General features: G+C 72.8%; 18 protein-coding genes. 15 read left to right on the top strand and 3 right to left on the bottom strand.

The annotated features are described in order from the left end of the window. The first annotated feature begins 92 nt into the window (after positions 1-92). Both AB0M59_RS18885 and AB0M59_RS18880 read left to right on the top strand, forming a co-directional pair. The gene (locus tag AB0M59_RS18885; RefSeq protein ID WP_167379806.1) at positions 93-332 is read left to right on the top strand and encodes a glucose PTS transporter subunit EIIB; all 240 of its coding nucleotides are present in this window, start codon (positions 93-95) and stop codon (positions 330-332) included. Then, complete coding sequence (locus AB0M59_RS18880; RefSeq protein WP_364616572.1) at positions 329-784, top strand: PTS glucose transporter subunit IIA; 456 nt, start codon at positions 329-331, stop codon at positions 782-784. The genes AB0M59_RS18885 and AB0M59_RS18880 overlap by 4 nt, the downstream gene beginning before the upstream one ends. Before the next feature lie 69 nt (positions 785-853). On the opposite strand, the gene AB0M59_RS18875 is transcribed toward AB0M59_RS18880, so the two are convergent. Beyond that, positions 854-1,291, bottom strand: a complete 438-nt coding sequence (locus AB0M59_RS18875; protein WP_364616570.1) for a Rieske (2Fe-2S) protein — start codon at positions 1,289-1,291, stop codon at positions 854-856. A 105-nt stretch (positions 1,292-1,396) separates the two neighbouring features. Between AB0M59_RS18875 and AB0M59_RS18870 the strand changes: the two genes are divergently transcribed. From AB0M59_RS18870 to AB0M59_RS18825, 10 genes are all read left to right on the top strand, one after another. Then, positions 1,397-1,765: a hypothetical protein gene (locus AB0M59_RS18870; RefSeq protein WP_364616568.1), complete on the top strand. Its 369-nt coding sequence runs from the start codon at positions 1,397-1,399 to the stop codon at positions 1,763-1,765. Positions 1,766-1,770: 5 nt separating this feature from the next. After that, positions 1,771-2,283 (top strand): sigma-70 family RNA polymerase sigma factor, encoded by a 513-nt coding sequence (locus AB0M59_RS18865; protein WP_364616566.1) that lies wholly within the window; start codon positions 1,771-1,773, stop codon positions 2,281-2,283. Next, positions 2,280-2,927: a zf-HC2 domain-containing protein gene (locus tag AB0M59_RS18860; RefSeq protein WP_364616564.1), complete on the top strand. Its 648-nt coding sequence runs from the start codon at positions 2,280-2,282 to the stop codon at positions 2,925-2,927. Before AB0M59_RS18865 ends, AB0M59_RS18860 begins: the two co-directional genes overlap by 4 nt. Positions 2,928-3,178: 251 nt before the next feature. After that, entirely contained in the window at positions 3,179-3,946 is a 768-nt protein-coding gene (locus AB0M59_RS18855) for a prepilin peptidase (protein ID WP_364616562.1), read from the top strand. Between the two features lie 48 nt (positions 3,947-3,994). Then, positions 3,995-5,182, top strand: a complete 1,188-nt coding sequence (gene aroC / locus AB0M59_RS18850; RefSeq protein ID WP_364616560.1) for a chorismate synthase — start codon at positions 3,995-3,997, stop codon at positions 5,180-5,182. After that, positions 5,179-5,703, top strand: a complete 525-nt coding sequence (locus AB0M59_RS18845; RefSeq protein WP_364616558.1) for a shikimate kinase — start codon at positions 5,179-5,181, stop codon at positions 5,701-5,703. Before aroC ends, AB0M59_RS18845 begins: the two co-directional genes overlap by 4 nt. Before the next feature lie 8 nt (positions 5,704-5,711). Beyond that, on the top strand, positions 5,712-6,821 hold the full coding sequence (aroB, locus tag AB0M59_RS18840; protein ID WP_364616555.1) for a 3-dehydroquinate synthase: 1,110 nt from the start codon (positions 5,712-5,714) through the stop codon (positions 6,819-6,821). After that, positions 6,818-7,249, top strand: coding sequence for a type II 3-dehydroquinate dehydratase (aroQ, locus tag AB0M59_RS18835; protein WP_364616552.1), 432 nt, complete (start codon positions 6,818-6,820; stop codon positions 7,247-7,249). The genes aroB and aroQ overlap by 4 nt, the downstream gene beginning before the upstream one ends. Continuing rightward, complete coding sequence (locus AB0M59_RS18830; protein WP_364616549.1) at positions 7,246-8,160, top strand: GNAT family N-acetyltransferase; 915 nt, start codon at positions 7,246-7,248, stop codon at positions 8,158-8,160. The genes aroQ and AB0M59_RS18830 overlap by 4 nt, the downstream gene beginning before the upstream one ends. A 327-nt stretch (positions 8,161-8,487) precedes the next feature. Next, positions 8,488-9,969 carry a beta-xylosidase gene (locus AB0M59_RS18825; protein ID WP_364616809.1) on the top strand — a complete coding sequence of 494 codons (1,482 nt, stop codon included), beginning with the start codon at positions 8,488-8,490 and terminating at the stop codon, positions 9,967-9,969. A gap of 15 nt (positions 9,970-9,984) precedes the next feature. Here AB0M59_RS18825 and AB0M59_RS18820 read toward each other — a convergent pair whose 3' ends face one another. Further along, positions 9,985-10,611, bottom strand: coding sequence for a B-4DMT family transporter (locus AB0M59_RS18820; RefSeq protein ID WP_364616546.1), 627 nt, complete (start codon positions 10,609-10,611; stop codon positions 9,985-9,987). A gap of 62 nt (positions 10,612-10,673) precedes the next feature. Between AB0M59_RS18820 and AB0M59_RS18815 the strand changes: the two genes are divergently transcribed. The 3 genes from AB0M59_RS18815 to nusB are packed head-to-tail and all read left to right on the top strand — an operon-like array spanning position 10,674 to position 12,823. After that, positions 10,674-11,762: a Xaa-Pro peptidase family protein gene (locus AB0M59_RS18815; protein ID WP_364616543.1), complete on the top strand. Its 1,089-nt coding sequence runs from the start codon at positions 10,674-10,676 to the stop codon at positions 11,760-11,762. Between the two features lie 42 nt (positions 11,763-11,804). Continuing rightward, on the top strand, positions 11,805-12,368 hold the full coding sequence (efp, locus tag AB0M59_RS18810; protein ID WP_364616540.1) for an elongation factor P: 564 nt from the start codon (positions 11,805-11,807) through the stop codon (positions 12,366-12,368). Next, on the top strand, positions 12,368-12,823 hold the full coding sequence (nusB, locus tag AB0M59_RS18805) for a transcription antitermination factor NusB (RefSeq protein ID WP_364616537.1): 456 nt from the start codon (positions 12,368-12,370) through the stop codon (positions 12,821-12,823). Before efp ends, nusB begins: the two co-directional genes overlap by 1 nt. Positions 12,824-12,990: 167 nt before the next feature. Here nusB and AB0M59_RS18800 read toward each other — a convergent pair whose 3' ends face one another. Continuing rightward, positions 12,991-13,479: a helix-turn-helix domain-containing protein gene (locus tag AB0M59_RS18800; RefSeq protein ID WP_003096372.1), complete on the bottom strand. Its 489-nt coding sequence runs from the start codon at positions 13,477-13,479 to the stop codon at positions 12,991-12,993. Between the last annotated feature and the right edge of the window lie 119 nt (positions 13,480-13,598).

Raw genomic sequence — 13,598 nt, 5'->3', positions numbered from 1 at the left:
CCGCGGCGGGGTGCATGCCGACGAACGGCGTAGTACAGGTGGACACGCGGTTCGCGTCAGGTTGGGAACAAACAGTGATCAAGGAGACCGCGATGGCGGATGACAGGCCCGAAAAGATCCTCGCCGCACTCGGCGGCACGGAGAACCTCACCGAGATCGAGGGCTGCATCACGCGGCTGCGCTGCGAGGTCGAGGACATGAGTCTCGTCGACGAGGCCGCGCTGAAGAAGGCCGGCGCGATGGGCGTCGTCAAGATGGGGTCGTCGGCCCTGCAGGTCATCGTCGGGCCGGAGGCGGACACGATCGCCAGCGACATCGAGGACCTGCTGTGAGCTTGGAGATCCTCAGCCCGGTCGCCGGGCGCGTCGTGCCGATCACCGAGGTTCCGGACCCGGTCTTCGCGCAGGCCATGGTGGGACCGGGTGTCGCCGTGCAACCGTCGGGCGGCCGGTCCGACGCGGTCGCGCCGGTCGACGGCACCGTCGCGACGCTGCACCCGCACGCCTACGTCGTCGCGACCGAGGACGGCAAGGCCGTGCTGGTGCACCTGGGCATCGACACGGTCAAGGAGAAGGGCGAAGGCTTCACGCTGCACGTCGTCAAGGGCGAGCAGGTGCGGGCCGGCCAGCCGATCGTCAGCTGGGACCCGGAAGCGGTGACCGCGGCGGGCTACTCGGCGATCGTCCCGGTCGTCGCGCTGGACGCCTCGGCGGACGTGCTGTCCGGTTTGGACGGCGAGCGCGACGTCGCCGCGGGCGACCGGCTGTTCGGTTGGGACGCCTGAGGCGGTTTTGTCACATGAAGGGCCCTTGTGGACAGACGTCCCCAAGGGCCCTTCACGCCGCCCGGCCCGTCAGCCGGTGACGACCTTCCCGTTCTCGACCTTGACCGGCACCGACGGCAGCGGCTTGTTCGCCGGGCCCTGCTTGACCTCCCCGGTGAGCGCGTTGAAGACCGAGCCGTGGCACGGGCAGACGAGGTCGGCGCCCTGCGGGGCGACCGTGCAGCCCTGGTGCGTGCAGATCGCGCTGAACGCGGCGCAGGCCGATTCGGACGTCCGGGCCACGATCACGTCGGAGCCGTCCGGGGCCTTGGCGGCCTTCGCCTGCCCGACCGGGACGTCGGCGAGCGCGACCAGCGGCGTCCCGGCGGCGATCGGCGCCTGCGCGGTGCCCGACTTGGCGTCGTCCGAAGAACCGCAGGCGGAGAGCGCGACGGCGCCGACGGCGGCGCCCGCGACGGCGGCACCCGTGGTGAGCACGGTGCGGCGGGAGTGGGTTTCGGCAGTCATGCCCCACTAAACGAGATCGACACCCCTTCGGTTCAATCCGCGGTGAACCGGATCGGCCCCTGTCTCGTGTATGTACCCGAGTGGGTGTGGAGTGGAGGATCGATCATGGTGAGTTGGGTTCTGCGCATCGTCGTGGCGGCCGCGTTGCTGGGCTCGGCGGGCGTGCACTACTTCCTCTGGACCGAGGACTACCCGGGCATCGTCGGGCCGTTGTTCCTGCTCGACGCGATCGGCGGCGTGGTCCTCGCGATCGCGGTCCTGGCCTGGCGGCACTGGCTGCCCGCGCTGGGCGCGGCCGGTTTCGGGGTGCTGACGCTCGGCGCGTACGTGCTCGCCGCGACCGTCGGGTTCGCCGGGAACCACGACCAGTTCAACAGCCAGCCGGAGTACTGGGGCGTCATCACCGAGGCGGTCTGCATCGTCGGCGGCCTGGCGCTGATGTTCGTGAAGGACCGGCGTCGAGTCACGGCCTGAGTTCCGTGGGGGAAGTCGCCGAAGACGCGCTGATGCGCGCGCTGCACGAGGAACACGCGGGCGCGCTGTGGTCGTACGCGCTCCACCTGACCTCCGGCGACCGGATCCGGGCCGAGGACGTCGTCCAGGAGACGCTGCTGCGCGCCTGGCGGTCGACGGCGGTGCTGGACCAGTCGCAGGGTTCGGCGCGGGCGTGGCTGTTCACGGTCGCGCGGCGCATCGCGATCGACGGCTGGCGCTCGGCGTCGGCCCGGTCGGAGGTGGTGACCGACCGGCCGCCGGAGCGCGCCGTCGGCGACGGAACCGACCGCGCGGTGCAGGGCTGGCTGGTCGCCGAGGCGCTCGCCGAGCTGTCGGAGCGGCACCGCGAGGTGCTCGTGCTGTGTTACTTCCAGGGCTATTCAGTGGCGGACGCGGCGACGCGGCTGGGCGTGGCCGAGGGAACGGTCAAGTCCCGGACGCACTACGCGTTGCGCGCGCTGCGCCTGGTGCTCGAGGAGAGGGGGGTGACCCAGTGAGCGAGGACCCGTTCGCGACGTTCGACGCGGCGTACGTGCTCGGGGCGCTTTCCCCGGAGGACCGCCAGCGCTTCGAGCAGCACCTGCGCACGTGCGACCGGTGCGCGGCCTCGGTGCGGGACTTGGCGGGGCTGCCGGGCCTGCTGGCCCGCGTCGACGCCCCGGCTCCGGTCATGCTGCCGGACGCGGGGCCGCCACCACCGGACCTGCTGCCGACGGTCCTGCGCCGCGTCCGGCGCGGCCGCCGGATCCGGCTCGCGGTGACGTCGGTGTCGGCGGCGGTGGCGGTCTCGGCGTGCGTGGCGCTGGCGGTGGTGGCGGCGTGGCCTCCCGCGGCCCCACCGCCGTCGATCGCGATGACGGCACTGGGCCAGTTCCCGGTCCGCGCGGACGCCCGCCTGGACGCGTTCGAGTGGGGCACGCAGGTCGACATGTCGTGCAGCTACACGGGCGAGCGCAGCAGTGGCGAGTACGTCCTGGTGGCGATCTCGCGCTCCGGCGTCGAGACCCAGCTGGCGACGTGGAAGGCGGTCCCGGACAACACGGCGCGGATCGTGATCGGGACGGCGTTGAAGAGGACCGATCTGGCGGCTTTGGAGGTGCGCGGGGGGAGCGGGCGGGCGCTGCTCAGGTTGACCTTGTGAAGGGGTGGTGGCTCGTCCGGGGCGCAGGGGGTCCCGGACGAGTCACCTGGTTTCCCGTTCGCGGGTGACCTTCGCGGCCCGCAACTCTCGGTTTCGTCGATGCTCGTGCCTTCTCGGCCTGAGTGCTTTGCGAGCGTCCGTGGCCTCGCGTGTCGCCCACAGGAATGAAACCCGGCCCGGAACGTAGCGAACGGACCGTTCGCTACGCCCGGCATTTGCCCAGCTCAGCCGAGCCGCAGCACCCTGGACCCATGCCCCCGACGATCTTCGTCCTCACCACCGCGGCGGCCGCAGGAGCGGCCACCGCGCCACTGTCGGCGTGGGCCCTCGGCCGGGCCGAGGCCCCGATCCCGGTCCGGCGCGCCGCCGCGCTGGCCGCCGCCGGTGTCACTCTCGTCACCGCGCTCTGGCTGTCCGGCGGCTGTCCCGGCTGGTGGCTGCCCGTGCCGATCCTGCTGACGATCATCGCCGTCTCGCTCGCCCTCGCCGACCTGCGTCACCTGCGCCTGCCCGACGCGCTGACCCTGCCCGCCTACCCCCTCTTCGGCGCCGCGATCGGAGCGGCCGCACTCGGCGGTGGCGGCCCGTCCCTGGCGGCGCGCGCGGCGGCGGGAGCCCTGCTGTTCGGCGGCGCGCACGCCCTGGTCGCCCGCGCGGCACCGGGCAGCCTCGGCGCGGGCGACGTGAAGCTATCCGGCAGCCTGGGCGCAGTTCTGGGCGCGGCGGGGTGGCCCGCGCTCGCCCTCGCGGCGATCCTGTCGGCCCTGTTCAGCCTGGCCGTCGCGATCGCCCAGAGCGCCGGCCAACGGCGAGCAAGAGGCCGAGCGCAATCGGAACCCACCACGCACCCGGCAGCGGCAGCCGGCCGGCGTCTCGGCCCGCATCCACCGCCGTCACCCGGCACCCGACCAGCGCCCATCCCACCCCCCATTCGTCCCTTCGGCGGCCACCGCGTGCCCCACGGCCCAGCCCTCCTCGCCGCCACCTGGCTGTGCGCCCTCTTCCCGGGTGCGCCGTGACCGGAACACTCTTCGGGCCCGCCCGGCCCCCGTGACAGGATTGAGCCCATGTTGCGCTGGATCACCGCAGGTGAATCGCACGGACCCGCGCTGGCCGCCGTGCTCGAAGGCATGCCCGCCGGCGTCGGTGTCACCACCGCCGACGTCACCGAGCAGCTCGCCCGGCGCCGCCTCGGCTTCGGGCGCAGCCCGCGGATGGGCTTCGAGACCGACCACATCGACTTCCTCGGCGGCGTGCGCCACGGCCTCACCCAGGGCGGCCCGGTCGCGGTCCAGATCGAGAACGCCGAGTGGCCCAAGTGGGAGCAGGTCATGGCGGCCGATCCGGTCGACCCGCAGATCCTCGACGGCCTCGCGCGCAACGAACCGCTCACCCGGCCCCGCCCGGGCCACGCCGACCTGCCCGGCATGCAGAAGTACGGCTTCGACGAGGCGCGCCCCGTCCTCGAACGGGCTTCCGCGCGGGAGACGGCGTCGCGGACCGCGCTCGGCACCGTCGCGCGGAACTTCCTGAAGCAGTTGCTCGGCGTCGAGATCCTCAGCCACGTCGTCTCGATCGGCGGGGCCGACGCGCCCGAGGGCCCGCTGCCCGTCGCCGCCGACCTGGCCGCCATCGACGAGAGCCCGGTGCGTGCCTTCAGCCAGGAAGGCACCGACGCGATGGTCGCCGAGGTCGACGCCGTGCGGAAGGCGGGCGACACCGTCGGCGGCGTGATCGAGGTCCTCGCCTACGGCCTGCCGCCTGGCCTCGGCTCCCACGTCCACTGGGACCGCCGGCTCGACGCCCGGCTCGCCGGCGCGCTGATGGGCGTCCAGGCCATGAAGGGCGTCGAGGTCGGTGACGGCTTCACCACCGCCCGCCGCTGGGGCAGCCAGGCGCACGACGAGATCGACCGCGGCACCGGCCCGGTCGGCGTCACCCGCCGGTCCAACCGCGCGGGCGGCCTCGAAGGCGGCATCACCAACGGCGAGCCGCTGCGGGTGCGCGTCGCGATGAAGCCGATCTCGACCGTCCCCAAAGCACTGTCCACAGTGGATGTCAAGACCGGCGAGCCCGCCGTCGCCATCCACCAGCGGTCCGACGTCTGCGCGGTGCCGCGCGCCGGGGTCGTGCTCGAATCCGTCGTGGCGCTCGTCCTCGCCGACGCCGCGCTCGAGAAGTTCGGCGGCGACTCCCTCGCCGAGAGCAAGCGCAACGCCGAGGCGTACCTGAAGGCCCTCGAGGAGCGCTGGTGAGCCCTCGCGCGGTGATCGTCGGGCCGCCCGGCTCGGGCAAGAGCACGGTCGGCCCGCTGCTGGCGGCCGCCCTCGGCGTCGAGTTCCGCGACAGCGACGACGACATCGTCGCGCGCGCCGGGCGCAGCATCTCCGACATCTTCGCGGACGACGGCGAACCCGCTTTCCGTGCCCTGGAAGAAGAAGCGGTCGCCACCGGGCTGGCGGAGCACGACGGCGTGCTCTCCCTCGGCGGCGGCGCCCCGCTGACGCCCGGCACCCGGGCGCGGCTGGCCGAACACACCGTCGTGTTCCTCAACGTCGGCCTCGCCGCCGGCGTGCAGCGCACCGGCCTGTCCAGCGCGCGGCCACTGCTGGCCGGGGTGAACCCCCGCGCCACGTTCAAGAAACTGCTCGACGAGCGGGTGCCCGTCTACCGCGAGGTCGCCACCTTCGAGATCGTCACCGACGACCGGACGCCCGCCGAAATCGTCGCGGGCCTGGCGGCCGAGCTCGCCGTCCCCGCCGAAGCCAAGGAGTGAGTCACCTCGTGTCCGATCCGGTGCGCATCCCCGTCGCCACCGCCCGTCCCTACGACGTCGTGGTCGGCCGCGGCCTGCTCGGCGACCTCGCCGCGCACCTGGCCGACGCCTCGAAGATCGCGCTGGTCCACCCGCCGACGCTGACCACCACGGCCGAGGCCATCCGCGAGGAGCTGATCGCGGCCGGGCTCGACGCGCACCGCGTCGAAATCCCCGACGCCGAGGACGGCAAGGCGCTCACCGTCGCGAGCTTCTGCTGGGAGGTGCTCGGCCGCATCGGGCTGGACCGCCGCGGTGTCGTGGTCGGCCTCGGCGGCGGCGCCGTCACCGACCTCGCCGGGTTCGTCGCGGGCACCTGGATGCGCGGCGTGAAGCTGGTCAACGTCCCGACGACGCTGCTCGGCATGGTCGACGCCGCGGTCGGCGGCAAGACCGGCATCAACACCGAGGCGGGCAAGAACCTCGTCGGGGTGTTCCACGAGCCGAGCGCGGTGTTCGTCGACCTCGCGACGCTGGAGACGCTGCCGCCGAACGAGCTCGTCGCCGGGATGGCCGAGGTCGTGAAGACGGGCTTCATCGCCGACCCGCGGATCCTCGAGCTGATCGAGGCCGACCCGGCCGGCGCGCTCGACGCGGGCGGCGACGTGCTCGCCGAGCTGGTCCGCCGCTCGATCCAGGTCAAGGCCGACGTCGTGGCCGCCGACCTGCGCGAGTCCGACCTGCGGGAGATCCTCAACTACGGCCACACCCTCGGCCACGCCATCGAGCGCCGGGAGCGGTACCGGTGGCGCCACGGCGCCGCGGTGAGCGTCGGGCTGGTGTTCGCCGCGGAGCTGGCGCGGCTGGCCGGCCGGCTCGACGACGCCACCGCCGAGCGCCACGCCGCCGTGCTCAAGCTGCTCGGCTTGCCGACGACGTACGACGCCGACGCGCTGCCCCAGCTGCTGGAAACCATGAAGGGCGACAAGAAAACCCGGTCGGGAGTGCTGCGGTTCGTCGTCCTCGACGCGCTGGGCAAGCCCGGCCGGCTCGAAGGCCCGGACCCGGCACTGCTCGCGGCCGCGTACTCGGCGATCGCCGCCGACGCCCCGAAGGCCGGCGGGAGCGTGCTGCTGTGAAGGCGTTCGTGTTCAACGGCCCCAACCTCGGGCGGCTCGGCAAGCGCGAGCCGTCGGTCTACGGCTCGGCCACCCACGACGACCTCGCGGCGCTGTGCGTGAAGACGGGCGACGAGCTGGGGATCGAGGTCGAGGTCCGGCAGACCGACCACGAGGGCGAACTGGTCGGCTGGCTGCACGAAGCCGCCGACGGCGGGAACCCGGTGGTGCTCAACGCCGGCGCGTGGACGCACTACTCGATCGCGGTGCGCGACGCCGCGGCGCAGCTGTCCGCGCCGCTGATCGAGCTGCACATCACGAACGTGCACAAGCGGGAGGCGTTCCGGCACCACAGCGTGCTGTCGGACATCGCGACCGCGGTGATCGCCGGCCTCGGCGTCGACGGCTACCCGCTCGCCCTGCGGTGGCTCGCCGCGCACCCGGGATGACGCTGCCGACGCTGACCACGGCGCGGCTGAAGCTGCGTCAGCTGGTCGAGGCCGACCGCGAAGCCGTCGTGAAGGTGTTCTCCGACCCGGAGATGAGCCGGTTCTTCGCCGCGGACTTCTCCGACCCGGCCGCGGCGAGCGCGATGGTCGACCGCCGGCTGGACTACCGCGGCCCGGCCGGCCAGGGCCACTGGGTGATCGAGCGCGACGGCGAGGTGATCGGCGTCGCGCACCTGCGGCCGTCGTGGGAGCTGCCCGGCGGAGTGGCGGAACTGGGCTATTACGTCGCGAGCGCGCACGCGGGGCAGGGTTTGGCGACCGAGGCCGCCCGGGCGGTGCTCGACCACGGCCTCGACGCGCTCGGGCTGCCGGCGGTCTGGGCGCTGGTGCACGAGAACAACGCGGCGAGCCGGAAAGTGGCGACCCGGCTGGGTTTCCTCGACGTCGGCAGCGGCATCCACTACGGCGACCTGCACCGCGTGCTCGTGTCGTTGGCGCCGGCGCACGGGCGGCCGCACCACGTCGAGCTGTGGGTGCCGGACCTCGCCGAGGCCGAGCGGAGCTGGGGCTGGCTGCTCGGCGAGCTGGGGTGGCGGGAGTTCCAGCGCTGGCCCGCGGGCGTCAGCTGGCGGCTCGGCGGGACGTACGTCGTGGTCGAGGCATCGCCGGCGATGAGCGCCCCGGAGCACCAGCGCACCCGGCCGGGCCTGAACCACCTGGCGCTGCACGTGGGAACGCGAGCCGAGGTCGACGACCTGGCGACGCGCGCGGCCGACCACGGCTGGCGTCCGCTGTTCGGTGATCGCTATCCGTACGCGGGCGGGGAAGCGCACTACGCGGCTTATCTGGAGAACGACGCCGGCTTCGAGGTCGAGCTGGTCGCGCTCGAAGGCCCGCCGGCCGGAGCCTGACCCTTCGCCACCGACGCCCGCCATCCGTCGGGCCGGTTCGGCTCGCCGGCTGCTCGGCAAACGTCTTGAATGAGTCATTCAGGACCTCCGAAGCCCTGAATGACTCATTCAAGACGTCACCGCCGGCGCGAGCCCCCGGCCACCGCTTGACCGCGCCGCCACCGGGTCTGACCGGCTCGGACTCCGAAAACCGTTGCCCCTCCGCGATCTTCCCCGCGATCGAAGGACCACCGACCAGGTGTGCCACCACTCGGACGGGTGGGAGTCTCGCTACACTCCGATGTCGTGCACCCGTTTCGTCGTGGGGGTCGGCGACCCGCTCGTGCCCTGCTCGCCAGTGTCCTGGCCGGGCTGCTCGTCGCCGGGTGCACCGAGGGTTACGCCCAGCCCCAGGCGGCGGGGGACAACCCGGCCATCGCCGGCGGGAAGAGCAGCGCTCCGCCGCGGCCGGTCGATGTCAAGCTCGCTTCGGGTGACCCCCGGGAGAGTGGTGGTGTGATCGCCGCCGGTGGGGCGGACGCCGTCTACGACTACGGGCCTTCGGTGATGCTTGACCGCGGGCAGACCCGGATGTGGTGGTGCAGCCAGTACGGCGGCGCCGGACCCGCCGGCGACGACATCCTCTACGCCCAGGCCCAGTCGATCGACGGGCCGTTCGCCGGGCCCAGCGGCGGGATTCCGGCCGCCGTGTTCTCCGGCGCGCCCGGGCAGTTCGACGGCATGCACACCTGCGACCCCTCGGTGCTGCGCGTCGGCACCACCTACTACCTCTACTACACCGGCGCGGCCGGTGACCACGCGCTCGGCAACGCCGTCGGGCTCGCGACCAGCACGGACGGTGTGCACTGGACCCGCGCGGCGGGCGGGAAGCCGATCCTCGGGCCGTCGCACGACGTGCACCGCGCCAACGTCTACGGCGCCGGGCAGCCCTCGGCCGTCTACCTCGACGGCTGGTTCTACCTGATGTTCACCGACACCACCGGCCGCGCCGCCGCGTGGAACGGCGCCGGGCAGTTCGTGCTGCGGTCGCACGATCCCGCGTTCGGGTCCGGGGTGCAGGCCCTCGACGTCGGCGGGTTCGTGCCGGTGGCCACGACCGCCACGCCGCGTGGCCGGTCGGTGGTCGAGGGGTTCAGCTCCGACCTGATGTGGGTGGGCGCGCTCGACGCGTTCGTCATCGCGCACGAGACCGACACCGGCACGACGCTGACGTTCTGGACCGCGGACTTCACCGAGAACCCGTACCGGCCGGTCGTCATCCCGGGCCCGTGGAAGGAAGGGCCGGGGCTGGTGCGCCGCGCGGACGGGCACGCGCCGCTGTCGACCGCCGCGCCGTGCGACCGGGTGCCGTTCGACGTCGTGCGCGCCACCGCGATCGGCGGGGCCGGCGCACCGACCGCCCTGCGGCACTACGGGCTCGACCTGCTGGGCAGCCAGGCCTGCGCGAACCCGGGCCGGGTGGCCGCGACGTTCGACGGCGTGACGATGCCGTCGCCGGACCGGACGATGGACCTGGTCCGCGCCGGGCAGCGGGTGCGGGTCGACCGGCGCGGCGTGGCCGCAGCCCTGGCCGGCGAGCTGCTGGAGAAGGAACCGCCCGAGGTGGCGGCGCTGCCGGTGGCGACGCGGCTGCGTTCGGGCGCGGAGGCGTTCCAGGCGCCGGGCCGCGGGCTGGCGCTGGTCCTCGACGACCGCCGGTTGTGGCGGGTACCGGACGCGGGGATCGTGGCCGGCAACGGCTCGGCGGCACGCCCGGTGACCCCCGCCCAGTGGGACGGCTCCCCGCAAGGCGTATCGCTGGTCGGCTGACGCCCGGAAGCAGCGCTAGGCGCGGGGCTCCCCGGTGCGCGGCTGAATCCGGCGAGACGGCCTTGGTGACGGGGCTTCGCCGGACAGCCGGACCCGGCGAGCCGGTTGTGGCGTCAGTTCCTCGTCGGCCGCCTGAGCCCGGCGGCGCGGTCGTGGCGTGGGTTCCGCCTCGGACGACCTGACCCGGCGAGACGGTCGCGGTGAAGGCGCTTCGCGCGCCTCTTCGTCGGTGTCGTCTTCGTCGGCGGGCCGGGAACGCCCGATCCGCCCGCCCACGAACAGCCCGAGCCCCGCGGGAATCAGCACCAGCAGCGCCGAGAACGCGGCCCCGCCCGTCAGCGCCCCGCCCAGCTCCGACACGCCCGTCTGGTCGACGAACACCGCCCGCCCGATGACGTACAGGATCCCCGACACGACCCCCGTCACGAGCGCCGCGATGAACCACGCGCGACCGCGGTCGGGGACGTCCCGCCAGGCGTCCAGCGCGCTCCACAGCGCGGCCGCGCCGACCAGGACCGCCAGGGCCAGCGACACCATGAGGGTCTGGTCCGTCGGGTGGTACACGGCGTACTTGGCCAGCAGCGTCAGCGCGACGCCGTGGAGCACCGCCATCCCGAGTCCGCGGATCACCCAAGCGCTCATCCTGCGGAGTGTAGGCCAGGTTACTGGCGAGTCGCCTGGCACGCGCCCACTAGGCTGGACCCGTGCCCGAAACCCATGGACGACGCCGGGCGGCGCTGCGCGGGCTTCTGACCGAAGCCGGTGTCGACGCGCTGCTGGTCACCGATCTGCTCAACATCCGTTACCTCACCGGGTTCACCGGCTCGAACGCCGCCGTGCTGCTGCACGCGGAGGGCGACGGGAAGACGCTGTTCTGCACCGACGGCCGCTACACGACCCAGTCGGCCGCCGAGGTGCCCGACCTGGACAAGGTCGTCGACCGGGCCAGCGCCGCCGCCCTCGTGAACCACGCCGCGAAGGACACCAAGACCTACGGCCGGGTCGGCTTCGAGAGCCAGCACGTCAGCGTCGAGGAGTACGAGGCGCTCCGGAAGCAGGTGCAGCTCGAACGCACCCCGGGGCTGGTCGAGCGGCTGCGTGTGGTGAAGGACGAAGCCGAGGTCGAGGCGCTGCGCCAGGCGTGCGCGGCCGCCGACCGGGCGCTGGACGACCTGCTTGCCGCCGGGGGCCTGCGACCCGGCCGGACCGAGCTGGAAATCGCCCGTGACCTGGAGAACCGGATGCTGGAGCACGGCTCGGCCGAGCCCAGCTTCGCCTCCATCATCGCCGCCGGCGCGCACTCGGCCATCCCGCACCACCAGCCGACGCACGCCCAGCTGAAGCGCGGCGACTTCGTCAAGATGGACTTCGGCGCGACCGTCGACGGGTACCACTCCGACATGACCCGCACCTTCGTCGTCGGCGCGCCCGCGGACTGGCAGCGCGAGGTGTACGACCTCGTGCACACCGCCCAGGCGGCCGGGGTCGACGCCGTCGTGCCCGGTGCCGAGGTGTCCGATGTGGACGCCGCGGCGCGGAAGGTGATCGCGGACGCGGGCCACGGCGAGCACTTCGCGCACGGTCTCGGCCACGGCGTCGGCCTGCAGATCCACGAGGCGCCCAGCTTCGCCGCGACGGGCGTCGGTACACTGTCCGCCGGTATGGCGGTCACCGTCGAGCCCGGCGTCTACCTCGCGGGGCGCGGTGGCGTGCGCATCGAGGACACGCTCGTCGTGCGGGCTGGGGAGCCCGAACTCCTCACCCTGAGCACCAAGAACCTCGTGGTCGTCTGACGGCGGCCCCGAACCGAGATCGACACAGGAGACTCCAAGCTCGTGGCCACGACCAACGACCTGAAGAACGGGCTCGTCCTCAACCTCGACGGCCAGCTGTGGACCGTCACCGCGTTCCAGCACGTCAAGCCGGGCAAGGGCGGTGCCTTCGTGCGCACGACGCTCAAGCACGTGCTCACCGGCAAGGTGGTCGACAAGACGTTCAACGCGGGCACGAAGGTCGAGACGGCCACGGTGGACCGCCGGAACATGACCTACCTGTACAAGGACGCCCAGGACTTCGTGTTCATGGACGCCGACACCTACGACCAGATCACGGTGCTGGCCGAGACCGTCGGCGACAACGCGAACTACCTGCTGGAGAACACCGAGGTGCAGGTCGCGGTGCACGAGGGCGTGCCGCTCTACATCGAGCTCCCGACCTCGGTGGAGCTGCTCGTGCAGCACACCGACCCGGGTCTGCAGGGCGACCGCTCCACCGGCGGCACCAAGCCGGCGACGCTGGAAACCGGCGCGGAGATCCAGGTCCCGCTGTTCCTGTCCACCGGCGAGAAGATCAAGGTCGACACCCGCGACGGCCGTTACCTGGGCCGCGTCTCCAGCTGATGCCGACGTCGAAACCCCACCCCAACCGCGGCGGCGCGATCAGCCGGCGGCAGGCGCGCCGTCGCGCGGTGGAGATGTTGTACGAGGCCTCGCAGCGCGACACCGACGCGGTGACGCTGCTGGCCGACCGCGTCGGCGCGACCGAGGTCGACCCGATCGCGGACTACACGATCAACCTGGTCGAGGGCGTGACCGGCCGGAAGACGCAGATCGACGAGCTGCTGGCCGAGCACGCGCAGGGCTGGACCCTGGAGCGGATGCCGAAGGTCGACCTCGCGGTGCTGCGGGTCGGTGTCTACGAGCTGCTCTGGGCCGAGGACGTGCCGGACCCGGTCGCGATCGACGAGGCCGTCGGCCTGGCGAAGGAACTGTCCACGGACGATTCGCCGCGGTTCGTCAACGGCGTGCTGGGCCGGATCGGCACGATCGCCGACCGCCTCCGCGCCGTTCTGTAAGGCCCGCCTGGCCCCCCGGTCAGGCGGTTCCGGTCAAGGTGACCACGACCGGGGGTCCGGGGGGCTTGCCCCGGGCGGGGTGTGGGGGCTGCGCCCCCACAAGACACGGCGGAGAGAGGCTCGGCTCGCGCTTTCCGCGAGCAGGGCTCGCCCCCGAACGAGCCCGATCAGTCCTCCTTGGACGGGCGCGCCTCCGGCGGGAGCACACCCCAGTCGATGAGCTGCTCGGTGAGCTCGCCCGGGGTCATGTCGTAGATGATCGCCAGGGACCGCAGGTCCTCGGTGCGGATCGAGAGCACCTTGCCGTTGTAGTCGCCGCGCTGGCTCTGGATCGTCGCCGCGTAGCGGGCCAGCGGGCCCACCTTTTCGGCCGGCAGCTGCTGCAGGCGCTCGAGGTTGATCACGATCTTGGTGGCGGGCTCCGCACCGGAGGGGACCCGGCCCTCGGGCAGCAGCTCGACCACCGGCACGCCGTAGAAGTCGGCCAGCTCGGCCAGCTTCTGCACGGTGACGGCACGGTCGCCACGCTCGTACGAGCCGACGACGACGGCCTTCCAGCGCCCACCGGACTTCTGCTCGACCCCGTGCAGGGACAGGCCCTGCTGCTGGCGGATCCCGCGGAGCTTGGCCCCGAGCGCCTTGGCGTAATCGCCCATCTGGTCGTTCTCCGTTCTCCACCCCCTCCCGGTCGGGGTGACCGGTCCAGGGGACTCTTCGAGTCGAATACTCAGAGTAATGGTTACGCATTGTTGTCACCAGGTCAAGCAGGAGCTTG

The organism is Amycolatopsis sp. NPDC051371, from assembly GCF_040682155.1.
Lineage (GTDB): Bacteria > Actinomycetota > Actinomycetes > Mycobacteriales > Pseudonocardiaceae > Amycolatopsis.
Note: the sequence above shows the minus strand (reverse complement) of the source record. Positions and strands in the feature narration are given on the sequence as shown.

Coding starts and splice junctions, on each gene's coding strand:
- AB0M59_RS18885 (WP_167379806.1), top strand. CDS start 93: ATGGCGGATGACAGGCCCGAAAAGATCCTCGCCGCACTCGGCGGCACG.
- AB0M59_RS18875 (WP_364616570.1), bottom strand. CDS start 1,291: ATGACTGCCGAAACCCACTCCCGCCGCACCGTGCTCACCACGGGTGCC.
- AB0M59_RS18870 (WP_364616568.1), top strand. CDS start 1,397: ATGGTGAGTTGGGTTCTGCGCATCGTCGTGGCGGCCGCGTTGCTGGGC.
- AB0M59_RS18855 (WP_364616562.1), top strand. CDS start 3,179: ATGCCCCCGACGATCTTCGTCCTCACCACCGCGGCGGCCGCAGGAGCG.
- aroC (WP_364616560.1), top strand. CDS start 3,995: ATGTTGCGCTGGATCACCGCAGGTGAATCGCACGGACCCGCGCTGGCC.
- AB0M59_RS18830 (WP_364616549.1), top strand. CDS start 7,246: ATGACGCTGCCGACGCTGACCACGGCGCGGCTGAAGCTGCGTCAGCTG.
- AB0M59_RS18820 (WP_364616546.1), bottom strand. CDS start 10,611: ATGAGCGCTTGGGTGATCCGCGGACTCGGGATGGCGGTGCTCCACGGC.
- nusB (WP_364616537.1), top strand. CDS start 12,368: ATGCCGACGTCGAAACCCCACCCCAACCGCGGCGGCGCGATCAGCCGG.
- AB0M59_RS18800 (WP_003096372.1), bottom strand. CDS start 13,479: ATGGGCGATTACGCCAAGGCGCTCGGGGCCAAGCTCCGCGGGATCCGC.